At 64.9% G+C, this 23377-nt stretch carries 25 protein-coding genes; 13 read left to right on the top strand and 12 right to left on the bottom strand.

The window, feature by feature from the left end:
- Positions 1-26: 26 nt before the first annotated feature.
- The gene (locus I6F16_RS10450; RefSeq protein WP_225112630.1) at positions 27-1109 is read right to left on the bottom strand and encodes an extensin family protein; all 1083 of its coding nucleotides are present in this window, start codon (positions 1107-1109) and stop codon (positions 27-29) included.
- 65 nt (positions 1110-1174) lie between these two features.
- Here I6F16_RS10450 and I6F16_RS10445 point away from each other — a divergent pair, with 65 nt between their 5' ends.
- Both I6F16_RS10445 and I6F16_RS10440 read left to right on the top strand, forming a co-directional pair.
- The gene (locus I6F16_RS10445; protein WP_036004029.1) at positions 1175-2803 is read left to right on the top strand and encodes a fatty-acid--CoA ligase; all 1629 of its coding nucleotides are present in this window, start codon (positions 1175-1177) and stop codon (positions 2801-2803) included.
- A gap of 253 nt (positions 2804-3056) precedes the next feature.
- Positions 3057-3911: a DUF1499 domain-containing protein gene (locus I6F16_RS10440; RefSeq protein WP_057026863.1), complete on the top strand. Its 855-nt coding sequence runs from the start codon at positions 3057-3059 to the stop codon at positions 3909-3911.
- 70 nt (positions 3912-3981) lie between these two features.
- Here I6F16_RS10440 and I6F16_RS10435 read toward each other — a convergent pair whose 3' ends face one another.
- The 4 genes from I6F16_RS10435 to I6F16_RS10420 form a co-directional block, all read right to left on the bottom strand.
- The gene (locus I6F16_RS10435) at positions 3982-4899 is read right to left on the bottom strand and encodes an MBL fold metallo-hydrolase (protein ID WP_036038078.1); all 918 of its coding nucleotides are present in this window, start codon (positions 4897-4899) and stop codon (positions 3982-3984) included.
- A 163-nt stretch (positions 4900-5062) separates the two neighbouring features.
- Positions 5063-6277, bottom strand: a complete 1215-nt coding sequence (locus tag I6F16_RS10430) for an acyl-CoA dehydrogenase (protein WP_036004014.1) — start codon at positions 6275-6277, stop codon at positions 5063-5065.
- A gap of 141 nt (positions 6278-6418) precedes the next feature.
- Positions 6419-7495 (bottom strand): 3,4-dihydroxy-2-butanone-4-phosphate synthase, encoded by a 1077-nt coding sequence (gene ribB, locus I6F16_RS10425; protein WP_036004011.1) that lies wholly within the window; start codon positions 7493-7495, stop codon positions 6419-6421.
- A gap of 189 nt (positions 7496-7684) precedes the next feature.
- On the bottom strand, positions 7685-9415 hold the full coding sequence (locus tag I6F16_RS10420; protein WP_225112629.1) for a cation:proton antiporter: 1731 nt from the start codon (positions 9413-9415) through the stop codon (positions 7685-7687).
- Positions 9416-9482: 67 nt separating this feature from the next.
- On the opposite strand from I6F16_RS10420, the gene I6F16_RS10415 reads away from it, so the two are divergent.
- On the top strand, positions 9483-10010 hold the full coding sequence (locus tag I6F16_RS10415) for a DUF3124 domain-containing protein (protein ID WP_036004005.1): 528 nt from the start codon (positions 9483-9485) through the stop codon (positions 10008-10010).
- Positions 10011-10061: 51 nt separating this feature from the next.
- Complete coding sequence (locus I6F16_RS10410; RefSeq protein ID WP_036031027.1) at positions 10062-11294, top strand: PLP-dependent aminotransferase family protein; 1233 nt, start codon at positions 10062-10064, stop codon at positions 11292-11294.
- 20 nt (positions 11295-11314) lie between these two features.
- Here I6F16_RS10410 and I6F16_RS10405 read toward each other — a convergent pair whose 3' ends face one another.
- Positions 11315-11587, bottom strand: a complete 273-nt coding sequence (locus I6F16_RS10405) for a helix-turn-helix domain-containing protein (protein WP_036031024.1) — start codon at positions 11585-11587, stop codon at positions 11315-11317.
- Positions 11588-11746: 159 nt separating this feature from the next.
- Between I6F16_RS10405 and I6F16_RS10400 the strand changes: the two genes are divergently transcribed.
- Positions 11747-12199 (top strand): hypothetical protein, encoded by a 453-nt coding sequence (locus I6F16_RS10400; RefSeq protein ID WP_225112628.1) that lies wholly within the window; start codon positions 11747-11749, stop codon positions 12197-12199.
- A 102-nt stretch (positions 12200-12301) separates the two neighbouring features.
- A complete protein-coding gene (locus I6F16_RS10395) occupies positions 12302-12544 on the top strand; it encodes a hypothetical protein (protein WP_036031049.1) in 243 nt (80 codons plus the stop codon).
- A gap of 265 nt (positions 12545-12809) precedes the next feature.
- Here I6F16_RS10395 and I6F16_RS10390 read toward each other — a convergent pair whose 3' ends face one another.
- From I6F16_RS10390 to I6F16_RS10370, 5 genes are all read right to left on the bottom strand, one after another.
- Positions 12810-13628 carry an aldo/keto reductase gene (locus I6F16_RS10390; RefSeq protein ID WP_225112627.1) on the bottom strand — a complete coding sequence of 273 codons (819 nt, stop codon included), beginning with the start codon at positions 13626-13628 and terminating at the stop codon, positions 12810-12812.
- Positions 13629-13884: 256 nt separating this feature from the next.
- The gene (locus I6F16_RS10385; RefSeq protein ID WP_225112626.1) at positions 13885-15450 is read right to left on the bottom strand and encodes an alkaline phosphatase D family protein; all 1566 of its coding nucleotides are present in this window, start codon (positions 15448-15450) and stop codon (positions 13885-13887) included.
- Positions 15451-15562: 112 nt separating this feature from the next.
- The gene (locus I6F16_RS10380) at positions 15563-15979 is read right to left on the bottom strand and encodes a hypothetical protein (RefSeq protein ID WP_225112625.1); all 417 of its coding nucleotides are present in this window, start codon (positions 15977-15979) and stop codon (positions 15563-15565) included.
- 109 nt (positions 15980-16088) lie between these two features.
- Entirely contained in the window at positions 16089-17090 is a 1002-nt protein-coding gene (locus I6F16_RS10375) for a nitronate monooxygenase family protein (RefSeq protein WP_225112624.1), read from the bottom strand.
- A 61-nt stretch (positions 17091-17151) separates the two neighbouring features.
- A complete protein-coding gene (locus I6F16_RS10370; RefSeq protein WP_036003972.1) occupies positions 17152-17889 on the bottom strand; it encodes an SDR family oxidoreductase in 738 nt (245 codons plus the stop codon).
- A gap of 173 nt (positions 17890-18062) precedes the next feature.
- Between I6F16_RS10370 and I6F16_RS10365 the strand changes: the two genes are divergently transcribed.
- Positions 18063-18527: a helix-turn-helix domain-containing protein gene (locus I6F16_RS10365; protein ID WP_036031008.1), complete on the top strand. Its 465-nt coding sequence runs from the start codon at positions 18063-18065 to the stop codon at positions 18525-18527.
- A gap of 24 nt (positions 18528-18551) precedes the next feature.
- On the opposite strand, the gene I6F16_RS10360 is transcribed toward I6F16_RS10365, so the two are convergent.
- Positions 18552-18926, bottom strand: coding sequence for a PRC-barrel domain-containing protein (locus I6F16_RS10360; RefSeq protein WP_036003959.1), 375 nt, complete (start codon positions 18924-18926; stop codon positions 18552-18554).
- 145 nt (positions 18927-19071) lie between these two features.
- On the opposite strand from I6F16_RS10360, the gene I6F16_RS10355 reads away from it, so the two are divergent.
- The 6 genes from I6F16_RS10355 to I6F16_RS10330 all read left to right on the top strand — a co-directional run bounded on the left by I6F16_RS10355 (position 19072) and on the right by I6F16_RS10330 (position 23315).
- Positions 19072-20859: a thiamine pyrophosphate-requiring protein gene (locus I6F16_RS10355; RefSeq protein WP_225173667.1), complete on the top strand. Its 1788-nt coding sequence runs from the start codon at positions 19072-19074 to the stop codon at positions 20857-20859.
- Between the two features lie 8 nt (positions 20860-20867).
- A complete protein-coding gene (locus I6F16_RS10350; protein ID WP_036003954.1) occupies positions 20868-21095 on the top strand; it encodes a hypothetical protein in 228 nt (75 codons plus the stop codon).
- Positions 21096-21181: 86 nt separating this feature from the next.
- Positions 21182-21736 (top strand): DUF4142 domain-containing protein, encoded by a 555-nt coding sequence (locus I6F16_RS10345; protein ID WP_036003951.1) that lies wholly within the window; start codon positions 21182-21184, stop codon positions 21734-21736.
- A 159-nt stretch (positions 21737-21895) separates the two neighbouring features.
- A complete protein-coding gene (locus I6F16_RS10340) occupies positions 21896-22483 on the top strand; it encodes a phosphatase PAP2 family protein (protein WP_225173666.1) in 588 nt (195 codons plus the stop codon).
- Entirely contained in the window at positions 22480-22827 is a 348-nt protein-coding gene (locus I6F16_RS10335) for a DUF3147 family protein (protein WP_036030998.1), read from the top strand. Before I6F16_RS10340 ends, I6F16_RS10335 begins: the two co-directional genes overlap by 4 nt.
- The gene (locus tag I6F16_RS10330) at positions 22827-23315 is read left to right on the top strand and encodes a DUF3147 family protein (protein WP_225173665.1); all 489 of its coding nucleotides are present in this window, start codon (positions 22827-22829) and stop codon (positions 23313-23315) included. The genes I6F16_RS10335 and I6F16_RS10330 overlap by 1 nt, the downstream gene beginning before the upstream one ends.
- Positions 23316-23377: the final 62 nt, after the last annotated feature.

The raw sequence follows: 23377 nt of genomic DNA, 5'->3' as shown, positions 1-23377 counted from the left end.
CCCGAGGCCTTTCAAAGGCGCCGGTTTCACCGGCGCTTTTTTGTTGCCGGCTGGTGCGATCGGGCTTTGTTGCCATCCGCCGCCGGCTTGTCCGCAGGTGCAGCAGGCTTTTCCGCCTCACCGCCGTCGGCGCCCTCCTTTGCCTCGGGCTTGGCCGCGACCTCGCGCGGCGGTGCCTCCTCGGGACGCTCCGCCGGCAGCAGCGGTGCGACCTGAGGCAGCGGATCCCACACGTTCCATTGGCAAATCCGGTAGTCGTTGCGTCGCTGCGCGAGATCGAGATGGATGTGGTCCTCGTGGTACCAGTCCGAACCCGGGCCTAGCACGGTGGAAAAGCGAGTGCAGACCGAGTGCAGCACGCGCTCGCGCACCTCGCGCGAGGTGGTGCGGTCGGTCAGGCCGATCGACTGCCCATTGGCGAGCTTGACGGCGCGGATGTCGATGGCATTGGCCTTGCCGTGCTCGGACAGCATCGCGCCGGCCACGCGGTTGCGGCCGCGGCACTCGAAGCTGTCGAAATTGTCGAGCTCGCTGACGGCGGAGCCGAGGCTGGTCGCCAGCGGCGTCATGTCCTTGCGCACCCAATCGGCGAGCGCGGACGCCATGGTGCAGCGGAGGATCGCCGCCGGCTTGACCGTCACCTTGCGCTTGTCCGGCAGCACGATGGCCTCCAGCCGCACCAGATCCTCGCCGCCGCAGGCACCCGGACCGCGGATATCCGGAATGGACGGCGCGATCGCGATCTCCTCGGTCAGCGCCAGCCGACAGGCCGAGGCCTGCTTCTCGGGCGGCGGCGCGGCCTCGGCGGGCTTGTCCGCACCTGGCTTGTCGGGGGACGGCTTGCCGTCTGCCTGCGCCGCCCCCTCATCCGACGCTTTGGGGGCCTCCTCGGGACGCGGCTTCGGCAGCGGAATCCTGGCGGCGCGAACGGTTGCGCGGGGCTTCGGTGCTCCAAGGTTGAAGATATCGAGCGGCGCAGGATATTTCCGCGCCTCTGCCCTTTCGGCGATCAGCAACAGCCCCGCCGCAGCGGTAACCATTGCCGCCCCGGCGGACATATAGCCGCGACAAGACCATTTGCGACGAAAGTCCGGCAGGCTAAAACTCATGGCAATTCTTTGGCCCAACGCTGAGAGCGATAACGCGCCCAGCGACTTCTCGGAGGAACGTCGGAATGCTTGGTTTGATGCAAGATTGGCCCCTGCTCTGCCACCGGATCATCGAACACGCCGCCAGGATTCATGGCAAGCAGGAGGTGGTCACACGCTCGGTCGAGGGACCGATCCATCGCACCAACTACGCCGAGATCCACAAGCGCGCGCTCAAGGTCTCGCAGATGCTGGAGCGCGACGGCATCAAGCTCGGCGATCGCGTCGCAACGATCGCCTGGAACACCTGGCGCCATCTGGAGGTCTGGTACGGCATCATGGGGATCGGCGCCATCTGCCATACCGTCAATCCGCGCCTTTTCCCCGAACAGATCGCCTGGATCATCAATCATGCGCAGGATCGCGTCGTGATGACCGATCTCACCTTCATTCCGATCCTGGAGAAGATCGCGGACAAGCTGCCCAGCGTGGAGCGCTACATCGTGCTCACCGACAAGGCTCACATGCCGGAGACCACGCTGAAGAACGCGGTCGCCTACGAGGACTGGATTGCGCAGGCCGACGGCAAATTCAAATGGAAGGACTTTGACGAGAACACGGCGGCGGCGATGTGCTACACCTCCGGCACGACCGGCGATCCCAAGGGTGTGCTGTATTCGCATCGCTCCAACGTGCTGCACGCGCTGATGGCCAACAACGTCGACGCGCTCGGCACCAGTGCGTCCGAGACAATGCTGCCGGTGGTTCCGCTGTTCCATGCCAACAGCTGGGGCATCGCCTTCTCCGCACCCTCGCAGGGCACCAAGCTGGTGATGCCGGGCGCCAAGCTCGACGGCGCCTCGGTCTACGAACTGCTCTCGACCGAGAAGGTGACGCACACCGCCGGCGTGCCGACGGTGTGGCTGATGCTGCTCCAGCACATGACCGCCAACAATCTCAAGCTGCCGGATCTGAAGATGGTGATCTGCGGCGGCTCGGCAATGCCGCGCTCGATGATCAAGGCCTTCCTCGACATGGGCTCGAACGTCCGCCACGCCTGGGGCATGACCGAGATGAGCCCGATCGGCACCGTCGCGGCGCTGAAGCCGCCGTTCCAGAATGCGACCGGCGATGCCAGGCTCGACGTGCTGCAGATGCAGGGTTATGCGCCGTTCGCCGTGCAGATGAAGATCACCGACGATGCCGGCAAGGAGCTGCCCTGGGACGGCAAGACCTTTGGCCGCCTCAAGGTCTCCGGTCCCGCCGTTGCCAAGGCCTATTACCGCGTCGATAGCAACATCCTCGACGAGGACGGCTTCTTCGACACCGGCGACGTCTCGACCATCGACGAGGACGGCTATATGCGGATCACCGACCGCTCCAAGGACGTGATCAAGTCCGGCGGCGAGTGGATCTCCTCGATCGACCTCGAAAACCTCGCGGTGGGCCACCCCGCCGTGGCGGAAGCCGCCGTGATCGGCGTGTTCCACCCGAAATGGGACGAGCGGCCGCTGCTGATCGTGCAGCTCAAGCAGGGCCAGCAGGCCACGCGCGAGGACATCCTCAAGTTCATGGAGGGCAAGATCGCCAAATGGTGGATGCCCGACGACGTCGCTTTCGTCGACGGCATTCCGCACACCGCCACCGGCAAGATCCTGAAGACGGCGCTGCGCGACCAGTTTAAGGATTACCGGTTCCCGAACGCGGCGGCGTGACGGGCTGGGCGCGCCCCTCCTTGGAGGGGCGTCAGCGTCCGACTTGTTGAAGCCTCCACGACGTCATGGCCGGGCTTGTCCCGGCCATCCACGCCTTGCCCCACGGTGCAGTGAACGTGGATGGCCGGGACAAGCCCGGGCATGACGGCTTGGGCGTAGCCGGAACCCTTGAATTTGCTCCCGCGCCGTGGTCTCAACGGCGCATCGTCGCGCCAAATCGGCCGGCATCGCCAACCCCGGCAGAGCTCACCCGATGGCCCGCAGGTTTTCCGCTCCCTACCAGTCGGAGCCCGTGTCCAGCCTCGCGAGCTGGGCGCGCAATCTGGCCGTTTTCGCGGTTCTGGCGGTGGTGGTGTCGATCATCGTCGTCCGTTTCGATTTCCTGGAGCCCAAGCCGGCGCTGGCGACGTTCATCGGCGGGCTCGCGATCGCCGGCCTCTCGATCCTGTTCGGGCTCGCCGGCTTTGCCGCAATCTGGCAGAACGGCTCGCGCGGCATGGCGCGCATCCTGCTCGCCTTCCTGATCGACGGGGCGATCCTCGCCTATCCCGCCTATCTGGCCTTTCAATATCGCAAGCTGCCGTCGATCTACGACATCACCACCAATCCGATTGATCCGCCGCGCTTCGATGCGCTGGCGCGCCTGCGCACCGGCGAGGGCACCAACACCGCGGTCTATGCCGGCCTCTATTCGGCGGAGCAGCAGCGCCATTTCTATCCCGAGATCGAGCCCGTCGAGCTCGAGATCTCGGCCGACCGCGCCTATGCGATCGCGCTTCAGCTCGTCCACAAGCGCAAATGGATCGTGATCGACGAGCGCGCACCGCAGCCGCCGCGCCGCATCGGCCGCATCGAGGCGGTGGCGCGCACGCCGATCATGGGTTTCCGCGAGGACGTTTCGATCAGGGTCGTGCCGGATGGCGATGATTCCCGCGTCGATATCCGCTCTGCGTCGCGCAATTTCGACAGCGACCTCGGCAGCAATGCCGCACGCGTCAAGGCATTCATCGACGACCTCAACACCGCCGCCGACGCCGATGCACTCAAGCCGGTGAAGAAGACGCCGGTGACGCCGCCCAAGGCGCCGGCGAAGACGGTGAAGAAGTGACTTGGCGAATGGGGAGTAGCGAATAGCGAATGGAGCCGCCCATTCGCTATTCCCCATTCGCTATTCGCCCCTAGGCCATCCGATAGGTCCCGCCGATCACGGGATCGCCATCCGTCGCCACCACGCCGCGGGCGACCAGATCTTCCAAATGCGCCAGCACGGAATAGCCGGCAGCTGTCGTCAGGCGCGGATCGATACCGATATAGATCGCGCGGACCATGGTCGGGATGTCGGTCTCGCCCTTGGCCAGGCGGTGCAGGATCGAGGCCTCGCGTGCCTTGCGGTGGCGGATCAGGAAGCGCACGAAGCGCTGGCCCTCGGGAATCTCGGGGCCATGGCCCGAGAAATAGAGATCCTCCTCGCGGGCGGCGAGCCGGTCGAGCGAGTCCATGTAGTCGATCATAGAGCCATCGGGCGGCGCCACGATCGAGGTCGACCAGCCCATCACGTGATCGCCGACGAAGTTGAACTTCCGCTCCGGCCAGGCGAATGCCAGATGGTTGGCCGTGTGGCCGGGCGTCGCGACGGCTTCGAGCCGCCAGCCGTCACCTTCCACGACGTCGCCGTGCGCGAGATTGACGTCCGGGGCAAAATCGCGGTCGGCGCCGGATTCCGGATTGTGCTTCTCGCTCTCGAATCGCGGCCGCGAGGCGCGATGCGGGCCTTCGGCATAGACCGGCGCCGCCGTCGCCTGCTTGATCCGCGCGGTGTTCGGCGAATGGTCGCGATGGGTGTGGGTGACGAAGATGTGCGTCACGGTCTCGCCGCGCACGGCATCGAGCAGCGCCGCCGCATGCGCCGCATCGTCTGGACCGGGATCGATGATCGCGACATTGCCCTTGCCGACGATGTAGCTGACCGTGCCCGTGAAGGTGAACGGGCTCGGATTGTTGCAGAGCACGCGCCGCACGCCGGGGCGGACCTCCTCGACGATGCCGGGCTTCAGCGGAAAGTTGCGGTTGAACGGGACGTCGTCGTTGTCGGACATGGGACTTCCTGTGCCACACTCTCTGCCGTCATACCCCGCGAAGGCGGGGTATCCAGTACGCCGCAGCGCCAGTGACAAAAGCGAAGTCTCTGGGATACTGGATCGCCCGCCTGCGCGGGCGATGACAGTTGAGCAAGCTAGCCGCGGCGGAAAAACACAGTGACTAGAAAAACGCCTGAATGCCCGTGATCGCGCGGCCCAGGATCAGGGCGTGGACGTCGTGGGTGCCCTCGTAGGTGTTGACCGTCTCGAGGTTATGGACGTGGCGCATCACGTGATACTCGATCGAGATGCCGTTGCCGCCGTGCATGTCGCGGGCGGTGCGGGCGATGTCGAGGGCCTTGCCGCAATTGTTGCGCTTCATGATCGAGATCATCTCGGGCGCGAACTTGCCCTCGTCCATCAGGCGGCCGACGCGAAGCGAGCCCTGCAGGCCGAGCGCGATCTCGGTCTCCATGTCGGCGAGCTTCTTCTGCACCAGCTGGGTCGCGGCGAGCGGCTTGCCGAACTGCTTGCGGTCGAGCGTGTATTGACGGGCGCGGTGCATGCAGTCCTCGGCGGCGCCAAGCGCACCCCAGGAGATGCCGTAGCGGGCGCGGTTGAGGCAGCCGAACGGGCCCTTGAGGCCGGACACGTTGGGCAGCAGGGCGTCCTCCGGGACCACGACGCCGTCCATCACGACCTCGCCGGTGATGGAGGCGCGCAGCGAGAGCTTGCCGCCGATCTTCGGCGCGGACAGGCCCTTCATGCCCTTCTCCAGCACGAAGCCGCGGATCTGGTTGTCGTGCGCGGCCGACTTGGCCCAGACCACGAAGACGTCGGCGATCGGCGCGTTCGAGATCCACATCTTGCTGCCGGTGAGGCGATAGCCGTCCGACACCTTCTCGGCGCGGGTCTTCATGCCGGCCGGATCGGAGCCGGCATCGGGCTCGGTCAGGCCGAAGCAGCCGACCCACTCGCCGCTGGCGAGCTTGGGCAGGTACTTCTTGCGCTGGTTCTCGTCGCCATAGGCGTAGATCGGGTACATCACCAGCGAGGACTGCACCGAGTTCATCGAGCGATAGCCGGAATCGACCCGCTCGATCTCGCGCGCGACGAGGCCATAGGCGACGTAGCTCGCATTGGCGCAGCCATATTCTTCCGGCAGCGTGATGCCGATCAGGCCGAGTTCGCCCATCTCGTTGAAGATCTCGCGGTCGGTCTTCTCCTCGAGATAGGCCTTGGAGACGCGCGGCAGCAGCTTGTCCTGCGCATAGGCGCGGGCGGTGTCGCGAACCATGCGCTCGTCTTCGGTGAGCTGCTCGTCGAGCAGGAACGGATCGTCCCACTGGAAAGAAGCCGCAGCCGGCTTGTCCTTGGCCTGAGGGCGCACGCTCATGAAACGTCCTTTCGCGTCTGGTTCCGTCGATAATTGCCCGACAAAGTAAAGCGCCGCGGCAACAAGTTCAATTGCGTCCTGGCTTCGGTCGTTCCGGGGAAGCGTGGCGCTTTCAGCGCCAGCCCGGAATGACAATGCGCGTCAGCTTTCGAGCTGCTCGTTGGCGACGATCTCGATGCCGAAGCCCGATAGGCCCTTGTAGTCGTGCACCGACGAGGTGAGATGCCGGATCGAAGTCACGCCGAGGTCGCGCAGGATCTGCGCGCCGACGCCGACCTCGCGCCACTGGCGGTTGCGGTCGGCCTCCGTCGACGTCTCGTCCGGCAGCGGCGAAACGGGCACGCCGGCCGCGCCGTCGCGCAGGTAGACCAGCACGCCGCGGCCGGTCTTCTTGAAATGCTCGAGCACGGCGGCCATGCGCTTGTGGCCGGTGAAGGTGTCCTTGACGATGTTCGGCTTGTGAAAGCGCGTCAGCACGTTCTTGCCGTCGCCGACCCCGTTATAGACGAAGGCGACGTGGGCGATGGAATCGAACGGCGAGCGGTAGGCATAGCCCTGCAAGGGACCGATCGGGCTGTCGGTGACGAAGGTCGAGACCCGCTCGATCAGCTTCTCGCGCGCCTGGCGATAGGCGATCATGTCCGCGATGGTGACGTGCTTGAGCTTGTGCCTGACCGCGAATTGCGCGACCTGCTCGCCCTTCATCACGCTGCCGTCGTCGTTCATGAGTTCGCTGATGACGCCGACCGGCGGGAGGCCGGAAAGCTTGCAGAGGTCGACCGCGGCCTCGGTGTGGCCGGAGCGAAGCAGCACGCCGCCGTCCTTGGCGATCAGCGGGAAGATGTGGCCGGGCCGGGCGAAGTCGTTGGCGCCGACATTGGGATTGGCGAGCGCGCGGCAGCACGAGGCGCGCTCCTCGGCGGAGATGCCGGTGCCGCCGTCGGGCTTGTAGTCGATCGAGACCGTGAACGCGGTGGTGTGCGCGGAATCGTTGTGGGCGACCATCGGATCGAGCCGCAGCCGGCGCGCGTCCTCGGTCGTCACGGGCGCACAGACGATGCCGGAGGTATGGCGGATGATGAAGGCCATCTTCTCGGCGGTGCACAGCGAGGCGGCGACGATCAGATCGCCCTCGCCCTCGCGGTCCTCGTCGTCGGTGACGACCACGAGCTCACCCCGAGCAAAGGCCTGCAAGACTTCCTGAACGCTATCGGGCATTTCCCAATCTCTATCGGTTATGGCCGGGAGGCTTAGCCGGACTTGGGTCGGGGCGCTAGTCTCCCCAGCGCAACCACATATGTCCGAGGGCGGGCCTGCCGATGGGTTTCAGGCTTGCACCGGGCATACCAGCGATATAGGCGCAGATTGCCCGCAAGGAAGGCGGGCAAGGAAGGCGGCCCGACGCCGTCAGGGCAGCACCTCGCGGCGCTCGCCGAGGCGCTGATCGAGCTCGGCGCGCTTGTCCGCGAGCAGGCCGGCCTGGGCGGCTTCGATCACGGTAAACAGCTCATGTGCATCGCTGAGCCGGGTCACGGTGACATAGCTGGCGCCGGCCTCGTAGAGCGCGCCGACGTCGGCCAACAGGTCGGCCGTGGCGACGATCAGGGCGGTCGGATTGAGCGCGCGGACGTGACGGACCAGCTTCTCGTTGGTGGCGCCCTTCAGCAGCGAATCCGGCACGCTGAGGATGATCATCTCGGACTTGCCGACGCCGGCATGGAGCAGCGTGTCGGCGCTGCTGATGTCGCCATAGATCACGTGCAGACCACGTGAAAGCAGGGTCTGGTACACATTGGGGTTGAAATCGACCACGGTGATCTGCTCCAGCAGCACCGGTGCCTGCCGTTCGATCTCGGCCAGCAGCGCACTCGCCGCACGGAAAAAGCCGAGGATGACGATGCGGCGGGCCTCGCCATGGCCGCCCCCGTGGCCCTCCTCGGCATGGCCGTTGCCATGGTCGAGATCGCGCAGGCCGATCCGCTTCAAGGGGCCGATCGCCCAACGGGTGATCTCGTCGCTGCGGGTCATCACGAAGGTCGAGAGCACCGCCAGCACCACGAAGGCGAACGAAGCCGCATTCGCCGTCTCGGCTGCGATGTGGCGGTCCGCGACGCCGGTCTGGATCACGACCAGCGAGAACTCGGAGATTTGCGCGAGGTTGAGCGCCGGCAACAGGCTGGCGCGCAGGCCCTGCTTCATCAGATAGAGCGGGGTGAAGGTGGTGACGAGGCGGCTCACCACCGTGAACGCGGCGATCATCAAGGCGAGGCTGATCACCGAGAGGCCGGGCACGGGAATGGTCATGCCGAGCGCGACGAAGAACAGCGTGATGAAGAAGTCGCGCAGCGTGGTGACCTTGGCGGTGACATCGAGCGCATAGGGGAAGGTCGAGAGCGAGACGCCGGCGATCAGCGCACCCATCTCGCGCGACAGCGACAGTTGATAGGCGGTCTCGGCGACGAGAAAGCACCAGGCGAGCGCACCGAGCAGGATCAGCTCGGGCCGCCGGGCGATCTGGTGGAACACGCGCGGCAGCACGTAGCGGCTGACCAGAAGCGCGGCCGTGACCAGCACCGCGACGCGGCCGATCGAGAGCAGGATGACGCTGACCTGCAGATTGGCGAGACTCGGCTGCACCGCCAGGAACAGGATGGCAAAGATGTCCTGGAGCACCAGCACGCCGAGCGTGATGCGGCCCGGCAGCGTATCGAGCTCGCGCTTCTCGTAGAGCACCTTGACGATGATGACCGTGCTCGACAGCGCGCAGGCGATGCAGAGATAGACCGCATCGAAATGCCCACCGCCGAGCGACAGGCCGATGCCGACGAAGAACAGAAGCCCGAGCAGACAGCCGCCCAGCAGCTGGCTGCCCGCCGCGAACAGGATCACCCGCCCGGCCCGAACGATCTTCTTCAGGTCGATCTCGAGCCCGATCATGAACAGCATGAAGATCAGGCCAAGCTCGGAGATGACGCTGATCGATTCCTGCGAATGGACCCAGCCGGCGCCGAATGGACCTATGCAGAAGCCGGCGATAAGGTAGGCCAGGATCAGCGGTTGCCGGGAGAAATGGGCGAGAAGCCCCAGCATCCAGGCGAACAGAATAGAGAGTGTGATATCGCGAATGAGCTCATGCATGCCAAATTGGTCCGTTTTGCCGCACCCTAGAGGTGGGTTGCGGTGCGACAAGCGAGCAATTCGTCACATGCGGAATGGGCTCTTCGCAGCCATGCTGCTCGCTCCCCTCGCCTTTGCCGTGCCCGCCGCCGCGCAATCCAAGGTCAGTATCGAACAAAACTTTGCCGATTCGCTCACCACGCCGCTGAAGGAGGACCTCGCCGTATCCGGCGGTTTCTACGTGCCCGCCTATTCCAGCGTCGCGATGAGCCAGGGCAAGCTGCGTGTCGACTTCTCGGTGACGCTGAGCGTACACAACGCCTCCGAGACCCAGCCGCTGGTCATCAAACGCATCGCCTATTTCGACACCGCAGGCAAGCAGGTCGAGAGCTATCTGAAGACGCCGGTGGCGTTGAGACCGCTCGCCACCGTCTCGATCTTCATTCCGACCGACGACGTGCGCGGCGGGACCGGCGCCAATTTTCTGGTCGACTGGGCCGCCACGGGCGAGATCGCAGAACCCGTGGTCGAAGCCTTAATGGTTGGCGGCATCGCCAACACGCATTACGCTTTCATCAGTCAGGGCCGTCCGACCAGGACGGCCGGCAAGAAGTAAGGCGGCCGGTGCAAAGCCGAGCTCAACAAGAACAAAACGAGGAACGCTCCCATGACGTCCAGCTTCGATTTCGCGCCCCTGTTTCCAGCAGGGCTGCCGGCCCCGTCTGCGCGCTGGACGGGCCTTGCCAAATACAGCTTCGTCGGCGGCAACAACGATTCCGAACAGGTGCCGCTCGACGAGCTGATCGAAGCGGCCGACACGGTGCTGCGGCGCGAGGGCCGCTCGCTCGCCACCTACGGTCTGGCGCATGGTCCGCAGGGCTACCTGCCGTTGCGCGAATTCCTGGTGACGAAACTCAAGCGCGACGCCGGCATCAGCTGCACGGTCGACGACCTCCTGATCGTCTCCGGCTCGCTGCAGGCGCTCGACCTCGTCAACGCCACCCTATTGACGCGCGGCGACACCGTGATTTTCGAGCAGGAGAGCTATCAGGGCTCCCTGACACGGCTGGCGCGGCTCGGCGTCAACGTCGTCGGCATTCCCCTCGACCAGGACGGCATGCGCATGGATCTGCTGGCCTCCGCGCTGGCCGACCTGAAGCGCCGCGGCATCCGGCCGAAATACATCTACACCATTCCGACGGTGCAGAACCCGACCGGCAGCATCATGCCCGAGAGCCGCCGCACCGAGCTGGTGCGGCTCGCGACCGAATATGGCGTGCCCATCTTCGAGGACGATTGCTATGCCGACCTCATCTGGTCGGGGCAGCGGCCGCCCGCGATCTACGCGATGAGCGAGAGCGGCGGCGTGATTCATATCGGCTCGTTCTCCAAGTCGATCGCGCCGGCGCTGCGCGTCGGCTTCGTCGTGGCGCCCTGGGAGGTGATGTCGCGGATGCTGGCGCTGAAGACGGATGCTGGCTCCGGTGCGCTGGAGCAGATGGTGCTCGCCACCTATTGCAAGCCGCATTTTTCAACTCACGTGCCGGCCCTGACCAAGGCGCTGCGCACCAAGCTCGACACGCTCATGGAAGCGCTCAACGAGCAGTTCGGGACCGCCGCTGAGTTCGAGGAGCCCAAGGGCGGCATCTTCCTTTGGGTGAAGCTGCCCGACCAGGTCGATACGCTGAAGCTGTATCAGGCCGCGCTCGCCGCCGGCGTCTCGATCAATCCGGGGCCGGAATGGTCGACCAGCAAGGGCCATTCCGCTTCGCGGCTGCGGCTGTGCTTTGCCAGCCCCACGCACCAGCAGATCCGCGATGGCGTCGCCGTGCTAGCCGAAGTCTGCCGCAAGGAGTTTGGCGTGCCCGCCCGCAGCGCCAATGTGGAGAAGCGAGCCTGAGGCCCAGTCCGGACGTCTCCTCACGCCGCCTGTGGCTGACTGCCGTGAATCGCGGAAGCCAGCCGCAGCAACAGGACGATGGAGACGTTGCCTTTGCCGGCCTCGATCTGGGCGATGTAGCGCTCGGAAATCCCCGAGCGCCGGGCGAGCTCCCGGCGCGACAGATCGCAGCGCATGCGTGAGGACCGTAACCGATCGCCCAGCTCGCTCAGAAACGCGGCCTCGGAATAAGGCGGTACGGCACAGCTCCCCGGCAGTACTTCGCCCGCAAAATCCATGACTTGATTCAGCATTGCTCTATCCACGTTCGCCTTCGGGAAACGCCATCTTATCTTCGAACCGCCCCGCCTCATTGACGCGGATCAAATTCGCGGGCGATCGACAGCCGCCGTGGCAGGGCCGCGCGCGGGATGCTAAACTTTGGAATTGTTCGAGGCGGGGTTTTTCAGGACATGATGCGTTGTTCGGGCCGCTGGATCGCGGCTGCGGTGCTGTGGGTCGCGTTCACCCCCACGGCTGGTGCCGAGACGCTGGCCGTGACCGTGGAGCAATGGGGCCTGCTCGGCTCCTGGGCGGTCGATTGCTCGGGTAGGCCCGACCGCGACCAGGGCGCGCGCTTGACTTACGAAATCCGGAAAGACGGCCGTGTGATGTACCGGCGCGATTTCGGCGAGGCCAGGGACGAGAACGAGGTGGTGTCCGCCACGGTCAATGCCGAGGGCCTGCTCAATGTCATGGTGTACTTCCCCTCGCTGCATCAGGCCCGCGAGTTCGGGTTGCTGTTGCAGAAGGACGGCAGCCTGCGCGCGATCTACAATCGCAGCGAGCGCGGCGAGTACACGATCAGCAACGGCAAATACGTCGCCAGCGGTGCGCCGACGCCCGCGCAGCAGCGCTGCGATTAGCACGCCTTCGTCTGAACATCCGTTCAGAATTCTCTCCCCGCTCCTCCGGAACGTTCGCGCAAATCTGCGGTTTAGATGTGCATTCGTTTGGAGGAGGACATCATGAAGAAGCTTGGTTATGTGGTTGCGGCTCTCGGTGCGCTCGTGATCGCGGCACCAACGCTCGCAAGTGCGGAGACGGTGGTGATCAAGCGCAGCGGCGGTTATCATCATCATCATCACCACGGCCCGTACGGCGCCCGCGCCGAATTCCGCGGACATCGTCATCATGGCTGGCATCGCCACCATCGCGGCGACAAGGTCGTTGTGATCAAGCGCAGCCATCGCCATCACCACTGGGACTAATGCGCAACGCGACAAGGAAATGGCCCCTCACGGGGCTATTTCTATTGTGTTCTTTTCCTTCTTCCCTTGTGGGAGAAGGTGGCATAGGCGGCCTTCGGCCGCCGTTCTTGAGAACGCCGATGATGCGCATCGGCTATTGCGCCGGATGCGGGGTTGCGTCAGCAAGTCCGAAAGTGAAAGACTCATGCGCGGAGAGGACCCCTCACCCGTCTCGCCGCTTTGCGGCGAGCCACCCTCTCCCACAGGGGGAGAGGGTTAAGAGCGCCTAATCCCAAGCCGGCGCAAAGCCCGGACTGACGCAGCGTCTGTCCTTCGCCAGCGCCGCGATCTTCTCGCGGTCGACATCGTCGAGCGTGATCTTCAGCGCGTCGAGATTGGCCTGCTGGCTCTCGCGACGCGAGGCCTTGGGGATCGCGGCGACGCCGTCCTGGTCGAGCAGCCATTTCAACGCGACCTGCGCGGCGGTGGCATTGTGCCGGGCGCCGATGTCGGCCAGCACCGGATCGCTCGCGAAACGCCCTTGCGCCAGCGGACAATAGGCAACCAGCGGAATCGACAGCGGCTGGAGATAGGCCAGCACCTTCGATTGATCGAGCATGGCGTGATATTCGACCTGGTTGCAGGCGATCGGCGCCCTGATCTCCTCCACCGCGATCTTGAGCAGCGCGGTGGTGAAATTGGCAACGCCGATGGCGCGCGTGCGCCCCTCCTCCTTGAGCGTCATCAGCGTTTCGAACACCGCCCCCCAGTTCGCGGCCTTCGACGGCCAATGCACGAGATAGAGGTCAACATGGTGGAGCCGGAGCTTCCTAAGGCTGGCGTCGAAAGCGCGGCGGATTGCATCGCGGTTGAGGTTCTCGTGCCAGACTTTCGTGGTGACGTGCAGCTCGCCGCGCGGCACGCCGGACGCGGCGATGGCCGCACCGATCGCCTCCTCGTTGGCGTACATCTCGGCCGTGTCGATGTGGCGATAGCCGATCGAAAGCGCGCTCTCGACCGCGGCACGGCAGGCATCGCCCTGCATGCGGAAGGTGCCGAGGCCGAGCTTGGGCATGCTGATGCCCTGGGTTTTCAGATGATCCATGCAACAGGCTCCTGAGCAATTCAGCCCACCGGATCGCGCGGCGATGCCGCGTGAGCAGACTTTTCGGTGATGGAAAAGAAGTGGCGGGACCCCTCACCCTAGCGCGGGAGGAGCACAGCGGCCAATCAAGATCGGGTTAGCAATGCCTCTCCATCGTCATGGCCGGCTTGTCCCGGTCATCCACGCATTGCCACGCGGCACGAAGAACGTGGATGCCCGGGACAAGCCCGGGCATGACGACTGGCGCGCCGCAACCTCACCAATGCTGCGCCACGACCGCGGGTTGCACCTGCGGCTGCGGCACGATGTCGACCGACCAGAGGTCGCGATTGTCGACGTCCTTCAGGGTCACCGTCATCACGCCGCTGTGGCCATCGATGTCGACCCGCCCGAAGAACTGCAAGCCGAAGCAGGGCGCGAGATTCTCGCCTTGCGCAGCGCTGCAGCCATGCTGGTACATCGCGACCGGGCCGAAGGTGTCGTCGAGCTCGCCCGGTCCCCAGCTGCCGGCATGCAGCGGGCCGGAGACGAACTCCCAGAACGGCTCGAAATCCTTAAATTGCGCCTTCTTCGGATCGTAGTAGTGCGCGGCGGTGTAATGCATGTCGGCGGTGAGCCAGACGATGTTGCGGATACCGGCGCGCGTGATGAATGCGAGCAGATCGGCGATCTCGTGCTCACGCCGGTCGGGCGGCCCATCGCCGAGCGCAACGGCATCCAGGCTGATCAGGCCAATCGGCAAGTCGGCCGCGATCACCTTCCAGGTCGCGCGCGAAGCGGCGAGCTCGCGCTTGAGCCAGGCGAGCTGCTCGGCGCCCAGGATCCAGCCGCGGTGATCATCGCCCTTGTTCCAGCTCTCGTCGCGGTAGCTGCGCATGTCGATCATGAAGACGTCGAGCAGCGGGCCATAGGCGATCTTGCGATAGACGCGGCCGTGCCGCGCGCCGATGTCGCGGATTGGCATGAAGTCGAAGAAGGCCCGGCGGGCTCGCGCGACCAGGCGCGGGGTGCCGTCGTCCTCGTGTCCGGACTCGTCATAGGTCCCGATCGGCGACCAGTCGTTGGTCACCTCGTGATCGTCCCACTGCGCGAACATCGGCACCTGCGCATGGAAGGCGCGGAAGTGCTCGTCGAGATGGTTGTATTTGTAGTTGCCGCGGAACTGCGCCAGGGTGTGCGCCACCTCCGATTTCTCTTCGGTGACGAGGTTGCGCCAGGTCTCGCCGTTCGGCAGCTTCTGCTCGGAAGGGATCGTGCAGTCCGCGTAGATGTGATCGCCACAGTGGATGAAGAAATCCGGATTGTTATCGAGCATGGTGCGATAGCTGCGATAGCCGCCGCGGGAGACGTCGATGCCCCAGCCCTGGCCCGCGGTGTCACCGGACCACAGAAACGAGATCGACTGGCGCGCTGCCGGCGCGGTGCGGAAATGGCCTACGCGGCTTTCGCCGACGAGTCCGGTGGCGATGTCGTCGAAGCGGACGCGGTAGAAGATGTCCTGCCCGGGCGGCAGATCCGCCAGCAGGAGTTTTGCAGTGAGATCGGCAGCGGGCAGCGCATCGCCGGAGGCCGAGACGATGATGGTCTTGAAGCTCTCGACCATGGAGCATTCCACCTGCATCCGCGCGGGCCGATCGGCGCGCGCCCAGATCACCGCGGAGCCGCCGGAGACATCGCCGGACTGGATGCCGCCTGCGATCTGCGGCCGATCGGCGGCGCGGCTCACATGAGGCTTCGCGAGCGAGGCGATGGCGAGACCGGAGGCGGAACGGACCAGGAACTGCCGCCGGGTCCAGGCGCGCGAGGGGCGGAGCGTTGCCATTCAGGAGACCTTCGTCGAATCGCGACGGAAGGTGCCTGCGCTCCTTGACTCCCGGCTTACGGTTTCTTGACTCCGCGCCTACGGTTTTGCGACGCTGGGATGACGCCTGTGATCACCGCTTCCAGTTGCAGATGCCACCAGAGCGGCATGGCCAGGTCTGGATGCGGGTGTCCATCGCCTGCGCATCGAGCGGGTTGCCGCGGCGTGCTAGCTTGGCGCGGGCCGCCCCGCGCGACGGTGCGCTTCTGGCATGCGCGCTCTTCGGCTCGGCCACACGAACACGTTCGGCGGTAACCTTCTTCGGCACATCGACCGGCTCAGCACGCGCCTGCGCTTCGTTCGCGCCACGCGCTTCGAGCGCGACCGGCGCGAAGTGCGTCTCCGGCCCGAGACGTTTCGGCGACAGCACCGCCTTGGAGAGATCGAGGCCGAGATACTCGCCGGGCTTGTAGTCGTGGGCGCGCGCAACACCGGCCCCTGCGACCACAAGGGCAAAGGCAATTGCGAAGGGAACACTTTTCAGGACCACGGACGCCTCCTGAAATCGATTTATGAAACGGGCAATTTACCCCTATCTAGGAGGCGCCGCGCGTAATTCCAGCGGTCAGATGCCGCTGTGGTTAAGAAGTTTGACGGTGTCAGGCGACCTTTCGCGCAGCGTCCGTCCTGTCCAGGAACCCGAGCAGGCGGCTGCGGATGATGGTTTCAGCCTCGCCCATGATGCGATCGATGAGCTCCTTGCAGGAAGGAATGTCGTGGATGAGCCCTGCGACCATGCCGCAGCTCCAGGCGCCGGCATCCATCTGGCCGTCCAGCATGATCTTGGGATAGACGCCCGCGACCTGGTCGTGGATGTCGTCGATCGTGAGCTTGGCGCCCTTTTCGCGCTCGATCTCGAGCAGGCGGTCGACATTGGCGTTCTTCAGGACGCGCTCGGTATTGCGCAACGCCCGCATGATCAGGCGGGTATCGAGCTCGGTGGCTGCGACGAGAGCATTCTTGACGTTCTGGTGCACCGGCGCTTCCTTGGTGGCGATGAAGCGCGTGCCCATGTTCATGCCCGCCGCGCCCAGCGAGAGCGCCGCGACCAGGCTGCGACCATCGGCCATGCCGCCGGAGGCGACGAACGGGATCTTCAGCTCTTCCGCCGCACGCGGCAGCAGGATCATGTTGGGAATGTCGTCCTCGCCGGGATGGCCGCCGCACTCAAAGCCGTCGACGCTGACGGCGTCGCAGCCGATGCGCTCGGCCTTCAGCGAGTGGCGCACCGATGTGCATTTGTGGATGACCTTGATGCCGGCGGCCTTCAGCGCCGGCATGTAGGCTTCCGGGCTGCGGCCCGCGGTCTCCACCGCCTTGATGCCGCCCTCGACGATGGCCGCGATGTATTCCGGATAAGGCGGCGCCGAGAAGGCCGGCAGGAAGGTGAGGTTGACGCCGAACGGCTTGTCCGTCATGTCGCGGCAGCGCGCGATCTCCTTGGCGAGCAGCTCGGGCGTCTTCTGCGTGAGACCGGTGATGATGCCGAGCCCGCCGGCATTGGAGACGGCAGCGGCCAGCTCGGCGAAGCCGACGAAATGCATGCCGCCCTGGATGATCGGGTGCTCGATGCCGAACAGTTCGGTGATCGCGGTCTTCACTGAAAATCCTCCCGGTATTGCTTGATGTTGAGCTCAGTCTAGCCGGACTTTCTCGCCGCGGTCACCATTTCTCTCCGAAGGGGCGGATCTCCATCTCGAAGGTCCAGGCGCTCTTCGGCTGCTGGTAGAGCTGCCAATAGGCGCTCGCGACTGATGACGGCGGCATCAGGAGATCGGGATTATCGAGCGCATTCGGCCCGAGCGCCTCGAGCCGGCGCTGGCGCACCCATTCGGTGTCGACGCCGGAATCGATGATGAGATGGGCGACGTGGATGTTCTTCGGCCCGAGCTCGCGCGCCATCGCCTGCGCCACCGCGCGCAGGCCGAACTTGGCGCTGGCGAAGGCGGCATACCCGCTGCCGCCGCGCAAGCTCGCGGTCGCACCCGTGAAGAAGATGTTGCCGCCGCCGCGCGGCAGCATCAGCCGCGCTGCCTCGCGCCCGGCGAGGAAGCCGGAATAGCAGGCCATCTCCCACACTTTCCGAAACACGCGCTCGGTGGTGTCGAGGATCGGGAAATTGACGTTGGCGCCGACGTTGAAGATGCAGACTTCGAGCGGTGCATGCTTGTCGGCGTCGTTCAGGAAGGCGATGACCTCGTCTTCCTTCCGCGCGTCCAGTGAGCGGGCGTGGATCTCGCCGCCGGCGGCTTCGATCTCTTGCACCAGCGGCGCCAGCTTATCGCCATTGCGGCGGCCGGCGAAAATCGAGAACCCTTCGGCGGCAAACTTCTTGGCGATCTCGGCGCCGATGAAATCGCCGGCCCCAATGACGGCCGCAGTGGCGTTTCGCTTGGACAAGACCGCCTCCTCCCATGGGCCGCGCTGCGGGCGCGCGGCGTTTGTGTGCCGGAAGCTATAGTTCAAAAATAGAACTGTCAAACTGAGTGGCTGAGTGTTAGCTTCCAGTGAAAATCTCTCTGATCGATCAACTTAGTTCCTTTTTCAGACTGACGCCTTGCAGGAACTGCATCATGAAATGGGACACGCTGGAGGAAGAGCCCTGCTCGCTCGCGCGCACCGTCGCCGCGATTGGCGACCGCTGGACGCTGCTGATCCTGCGCGAGTGCTTCTTGCGGGTCAGGCGGTTCGAAGCGTTTCAGTCCTCGCTGCAGATCACACGCCATCTGCTCTCGGAGCGGCTGAAGAAGCTGGTCCGCTTCGGCATCCTGCGCCGCGTGCCCTATTCCGAAGCACCGAAGCGTTACGAATACATCCTCACCCAGAAGGGGCTCGACCTCTACCCGATCATCATGGCGATGGTGCATTGGGGCGACGCCCATATGGGCGACGAGCGCGGCCGCCCGCTGCTGCACGAGCACAAGAGCTGCGGCAAGCTGTTCGATCCCGTAATGGTGTGCTCGGAATGCGGCGAGGTGCTGCATGCCAAGCAGGTGCATGTGCATGCGGGCCCGGGGCGGAGAGAAGCGGCGGAGTGAGTGAGGCGCCGCGCCTCTCAAAGCTCAAGCGAAGGGAACACCGTAATAGGAGTTGATGCCGCGCACGGCGGCGTCGTCGCTCCAGTTCCAGTCGGTCTTCTCACCGTATTTCGGCGCGCCTTCGAGATCCTTGGCGGTGATCGCAGTCACGTAACCGCCGAGCTCGGTGTCGTACTTCAGCGACTGCCAGGGCAACGGATAGTGATCATTGCCGAGGCCGAGAAAGCCGCCGAAACCAAGCACCGCATATGAGACCTTGCCGCTGATCTTGTCGATCATGACCCGTTCGATTGAACCGATCTTGTTGCGATCGGCACCGTAGACCGCGGTTCCCTCGACCTTGTCGCTTCCGATCAGCCGGCCCATCTCGTTACGGTCCAGTTCGCTCTGATTGAGCATCGTTATTCTCCACTCGGCTATTTGTGAATCAACCGAAAGGGGTGCGTGATCGTTCCGGCGCGTGTTCCGGAAATGCTTGGGAACATCGCCACAAAGAACCGGTTCTCTGAGGCTATCGAGGCCGCAACAGAGAAAGCCGCCCGCAATGTCCCAGACCGTCTCCGACTTCATCATTCAGCGCCTGCACCAATGGGGCGTGCGCCACATCTTTGGCTATCCGGGCGACGGCATCAACGGCGTGTTCGGTGCGATGAACCGGGCCGACGGCAAGATCGGCTTCGTGCAGGCGCGGCACGAGGAAATGGCGGCATTCATGGCAACCGCCTACGCAAAATTCTCAGGTCAGCTCGGCGTCTGCATTGCGACCTCCGGTCCCGGCGCCTCGCATCTCGTCACCGGGCTGTACGATGCGCTGCTCGATCACCAGCCGGTGCTGGCGATCGTCGGCCAGCAGTCGCGCAACGCCCTCGGCGGTCATTATCAGCAGGAACTCGACCTCCTCTCGATGTTCAAGGACGTCGCCGGCGCCTATGTCATGCAGGCCTCCTCGCCTGCGCAGGTGCGGCACCTGATTGATCGGTCGGTGCGGATCGCACTGGCGCGGCGGACTCCCACCGTCATCATCTTGCCCAACGACTTGCAGGAGGAGAATTACGAGGACCCGCCCCGTGCGCACGGCACGCTGCATTCCGGCGTCGGGTACAGCCCACCTAAAGTCGTCCCTCGTGATGCCGATCTCGACCGCGCCGCGGAGATCCTCAATGCCGGCAAGAAGGTCGCGATGCTCGTCGGCGCCGGAGCGCTCGGTGCAACCGACGAAGTCATCGCGGTCGCCGACCGGCTGTCGGCCGGCTGCGCCAAGGCGCTGCTGGGCAAGGCGGCGCTACCCGACGACCTGCCATGGGTCACCGGCTCGATCGGCCTGCTCGGCACCGAGCCCAGCTACAACATGATGATGGAATGCGACACGCTGCTGATGGTGGGCTCGGCCTTTCCTTACGCCGAATTCCTGCCGAAGGAAGGCAGCGCGCGCGGCGTCCAGATCGACATCGACGCCGGCATGATGTCGATCCGCTTTCCCATGGAGGTCGGCCTCATCGGAGATGCCGCCGAGACGCTGCGCGCATTGCTGCCGCGGCTGAAGCCCAAGAGCGACGGCGCCTGGCGCCAGGGCATTCAGGACGACGTTGCGACCTGGTGGAAGACTTTGGATGGCCGCGCGCATCAGCCCGCCGCGCCAGTCAATCCGCAGCTCGTCGCCTGGGAATTGTCGCCGCGCCTGCCCGACCGCGCCATCATCACCAGCGATTCCGGCTCATGCGCCAACTGGTTCGCCCGCGACCTGAAGATGCGGCGCGGCATGACAGCCTCGCTCTCCGGCGGGCTCGCCTCGATGGGCGCTGCGGTGCCTTACGCGCTCGCGGCCAAATACGCCCAGCCCGACCGCCCCGTGATTGCACTCGTCGGCGATGGCGCCATGCAGATGAACAACATGGCCGAGCTGATCACCGCGGCGAAGTATTGGCGCGACTGGAAGGACCCGCGTTTCATCGTCTGCGTCTTCAACAACGAGGACCTCAACCAGGTCACCTGGGAGCAACGCATCATCAACGGTGATCCCAAGTTCGAGGCGTCACAGCGCATTCCCGACGTCTCCTATTCGCGCTTCGCCGAGCTCGTCGGCCTGCGCGGCATCTTCGTCGACAGCCCACAGCTGCTCGGCTCGGCCTGGGAACAGGCGCTAACAAGCGAGATGCCCGTCGTGCTGGAAGTGAAAACCGATCCCGAGGTGCCGCCGCTGCCGCCGCACATCACCTTGCAGCAGGCGAAGAACTTCTCGCTCGCCCTGATGAAGGGCGACCCGAACGAGAGCGGGATGATCAAGGGAGCAGCGCGGCAGGTGCTGGAATCGATCCTGCCAGGAAAGCAATGAGGCGAGCCATGAGTGATTTCCGCGACATCCGGCACGGCGTCAACGATCCGGTCGACGGTCTCGACGTCAAGCGCCGGATCAGTGACAACCCCACCTCCCACGAGCAGGCGCAGCACCACGCGGACGTACGGGCCGACGCGACCGCCACGGCGGCCGAACCGTTCCTGCCCGAACGGCTTCGACGCAAGCCGACAGATCCCATCAATCCGCGCACCGGACGGAATCGCGCGGATTAGCCGTTAGGAACCTCGGCCCCGGCGGCGTGTTGGTCGCCGCACGTCGCCGGCAAGCGGCCACGCGACCTTTTCGGAAGGATTTGACCATGAAACGCACAATCATCGCTCTTGCCTGCATGATTCTCGCAGGCCCTGCCCTCGCCCAGTCGCTGGGCGAAAAGACCGGCGTGAATTCGGCGCTCGGCGTTGCGCCTGCGACCGCGGACTTCGTGACGCAGGTCGCGATCAGCGACATGTTTGAGATCGAATCGAGCAAGCTCGCCCAGCAGAAGGGCAACGCGGAAGAGAAAGCCTTCGCGCAGCAGATGATCACCGATCACACCAAGACGAGCAACGAGCTCAAGGGACTGGTCGGCAATGGCAAGGTGCAGGCCAAGCTGCCGACGGCGCTCGACAGCTCGCATCAGAGCAAGATCGACAAGCTCAAGAATGCGAGCGGCAAGGATTTCAGCTCGGACTACAATTCCTATCAGGTCAGCGCGCATGAAGATGCCGTGTCGCTGTTCGAGCGCTACGCCAAGGGCGGCGACAATGCCGAGCTCAAGGATTGGGCCGGCAAGACGCTCCCGGCGTTGAAGCACCACCTCGAGATGGCCAAGAACCTCGGCAGGGCGCCGAGCGTCGGCCAATCCAGCAAGTAACGCATTGCTGAAAGGACGCCGGCCCTCCGGCGTCCTTCCTGACGCGCGATGAGAACGTCATCGCGCTGCCGCTGGGCGGTGCCTGCCGGTTGAGCCAGGAACCTTCTTTGTTTCCAGGCTTTACAAAACTGTCATGGAGGAACAGTCGCCGACGGACCGATGGCCCTTGTAACAGTCAAACCCACCCGGATCGATACGGCGATCGCCAACGAGATCGCGCACAATACCAAATCGGGGCTCGAGCATGCCGCCCAGGCCATGACGTGGGCCGCCGACGAGCATGTCCTGGTTGCGCTCTCGGCAGCAGGATGGCTCTACACCCGCCTCCGGCACCCGCAGCAGCGCCCCGTTGCCGATCACGTCCTGATCGTGTCGCTGGCGACGGCCGTGTTACCGCATGTCTTGAAATCCGTGTTCGATCAGACGAGGCCCGACCGGCTGACGGTGAGCGCCCATGGGCGCGGTGTTCCCTTTTCGGGGCGCGCGCATGATGCATTTCCCTCAGGTCACGCCGTGCATATGGGCGCCCTTGCCTCGGCCGCGGGCCTGTTGCCGCCGGCCCCGCGCAACCTGGCGCGCTCCTTTGCGGTGGCGCTGTCCCTGACGCGTGTCGCGCTGCTCGCGCACTGGATCAGCGATGTCGTGGCAGGTTTCATGCTGGGCATCGTTGTCGAGCGCCTGTTCCGGCCGTTCACGATGGCGAAGTCACGGCAGCGGCAGCGCAAGGGCTCGGGGGGACAGCCATGACTGAATATCTCGTGCGCTTCGTCGCCGGCGGCCTGATCGTATCCGTCTTCGCGATCCTCGGTGACATGCTGCGGCCGAAGAGCTTTGCCGGGCTGCTCGGCGCCGCACCGTCGGTGGCGCTTGCCACCCTCGCCATCGCAGTGGTCCAGCACGGCCCGCAATATGCTGCGGCCCAGAGCTGGACGATGATCTATGGCGCCGTCGCGCTCGCCTGCTACAGCGTCGTCGTCTGCCACCTCCTGATGAGGTTCCGTTTCGGCGCGCTTCCAGCCACGATCCTCGCCTTTGCCGCATGGCTCGTTGTCGCCTTCGGCCTGCTCGCCGGCCTGGGAGGTGCCGCCTGATGCTGGTGAAGCTATCGACATCGGCGCTGAAACAGACGCGGTGGTACGAGTACGCCATTCGCTTCGTGCTCGGCGGCGGTGCGACGGTGCTCGCGGGCGTTATCGGCTCGAAGTTCGGCCTGTCCGTCGGCGGGCTCTTTCTTGCTTTTCCGGCCATCTTCTGCGCCAGCGCGACGCTGATCGAAAGCCACGAGCGTCACGCCAAGGAGAAGGCCGGCCTGAGCGGGCGGCGTCGCGGACAGAAGGCCGCGGCGCTCGATGCTGCCGGCGCCGCGCTCGGCAGCATCGGCCTCGCCGCGTTCGCCGCTATCTTCCATTTGATCGTCGGGGCAAGCGTCGCGCTCGCTTTTTTCGCCGCGCTGACGGTCTGGGCCATCGTGTCCGTGTCGGCCTGGTGGCTCAGACGCAAGCTTCGCAGTGTCTCCCACAAATCGCGCCGATCAGGCCATTCGCCGTCGGCAACGGGCTCTCGCTTCGCAAAGCCTTAAAGCGCGATGAGATTTGGATGAATCGTCATCGCGCTTTAGATTGTTGTTTACGCATGATCTTT

Source organism: Bradyrhizobium sp. IC4060, from assembly GCF_020193715.1.
In the GTDB taxonomy this organism is placed as follows: domain Bacteria; phylum Pseudomonadota; class Alphaproteobacteria; order Rhizobiales; family Xanthobacteraceae; genus Bradyrhizobium; species Bradyrhizobium yuanmingense.
Note: the sequence above shows the minus strand (reverse complement) of the source record. Positions and strands in the feature narration are given on the sequence as shown.

Coding starts and splice junctions, on each gene's coding strand:
- I6F16_RS10450 (WP_225112630.1), bottom strand. CDS start 1,109: ATGAGTTTTAGCCTGCCGGACTTTCGTCGCAAATGGTCTTGTCGCGGC.
- I6F16_RS10445 (WP_036004029.1), top strand. CDS start 1,175: ATGCTTGGTTTGATGCAAGATTGGCCCCTGCTCTGCCACCGGATCATC.
- I6F16_RS10440 (WP_057026863.1), top strand. CDS start 3,057: ATGGCCCGCAGGTTTTCCGCTCCCTACCAGTCGGAGCCCGTGTCCAGC.
- I6F16_RS10435 (WP_036038078.1), bottom strand. CDS start 4,899: ATGTCCGACAACGACGACGTCCCGTTCAACCGCAACTTTCCGCTGAAG.
- I6F16_RS10430 (WP_036004014.1), bottom strand. CDS start 6,277: ATGAGCGTGCGCCCTCAGGCCAAGGACAAGCCGGCTGCGGCTTCTTTC.
- ribB (WP_036004011.1), bottom strand. CDS start 7,495: ATGCCCGATAGCGTTCAGGAAGTCTTGCAGGCCTTTGCTCGGGGTGAG.
- I6F16_RS10420 (WP_225112629.1), bottom strand. CDS start 9,415: ATGCATGAGCTCATTCGCGATATCACACTCTCTATTCTGTTCGCCTGG.
- I6F16_RS10415 (WP_036004005.1), top strand. CDS start 9,483: ATGCGGAATGGGCTCTTCGCAGCCATGCTGCTCGCTCCCCTCGCCTTT.
- I6F16_RS10410 (WP_036031027.1), top strand. CDS start 10,062: ATGACGTCCAGCTTCGATTTCGCGCCCCTGTTTCCAGCAGGGCTGCCG.
- I6F16_RS10405 (WP_036031024.1), bottom strand. CDS start 11,587: ATGCTGAATCAAGTCATGGATTTTGCGGGCGAAGTACTGCCGGGGAGC.
- I6F16_RS10400 (WP_225112628.1), top strand. CDS start 11,747: ATGATGCGTTGTTCGGGCCGCTGGATCGCGGCTGCGGTGCTGTGGGTC.
- I6F16_RS10395 (WP_036031049.1), top strand. CDS start 12,302: ATGAAGAAGCTTGGTTATGTGGTTGCGGCTCTCGGTGCGCTCGTGATC.
- I6F16_RS10390 (WP_225112627.1), bottom strand. CDS start 13,628: ATGGATCATCTGAAAACCCAGGGCATCAGCATGCCCAAGCTCGGCCTC.
- I6F16_RS10385 (WP_225112626.1), bottom strand. CDS start 15,450: ATGGCAACGCTCCGCCCCTCGCGCGCCTGGACCCGGCGGCAGTTCCTG.
- I6F16_RS10365 (WP_036031008.1), top strand. CDS start 18,063: ATGAAATGGGACACGCTGGAGGAAGAGCCCTGCTCGCTCGCGCGCACC.
- I6F16_RS10360 (WP_036003959.1), bottom strand. CDS start 18,926: ATGCTCAATCAGAGCGAACTGGACCGTAACGAGATGGGCCGGCTGATC.
- I6F16_RS10355 (WP_225173667.1), top strand. CDS start 19,072: ATGTCCCAGACCGTCTCCGACTTCATCATTCAGCGCCTGCACCAATGG.
- I6F16_RS10350 (WP_036003954.1), top strand. CDS start 20,868: ATGAGTGATTTCCGCGACATCCGGCACGGCGTCAACGATCCGGTCGAC.
- I6F16_RS10345 (WP_036003951.1), top strand. CDS start 21,182: ATGAAACGCACAATCATCGCTCTTGCCTGCATGATTCTCGCAGGCCCT.
- I6F16_RS10340 (WP_225173666.1), top strand. CDS start 21,896: ATGGCCCTTGTAACAGTCAAACCCACCCGGATCGATACGGCGATCGCC.
- I6F16_RS10335 (WP_036030998.1), top strand. CDS start 22,480: ATGACTGAATATCTCGTGCGCTTCGTCGCCGGCGGCCTGATCGTATCC.
- I6F16_RS10330 (WP_225173665.1), top strand. CDS start 22,827: ATGCTGGTGAAGCTATCGACATCGGCGCTGAAACAGACGCGGTGGTAC.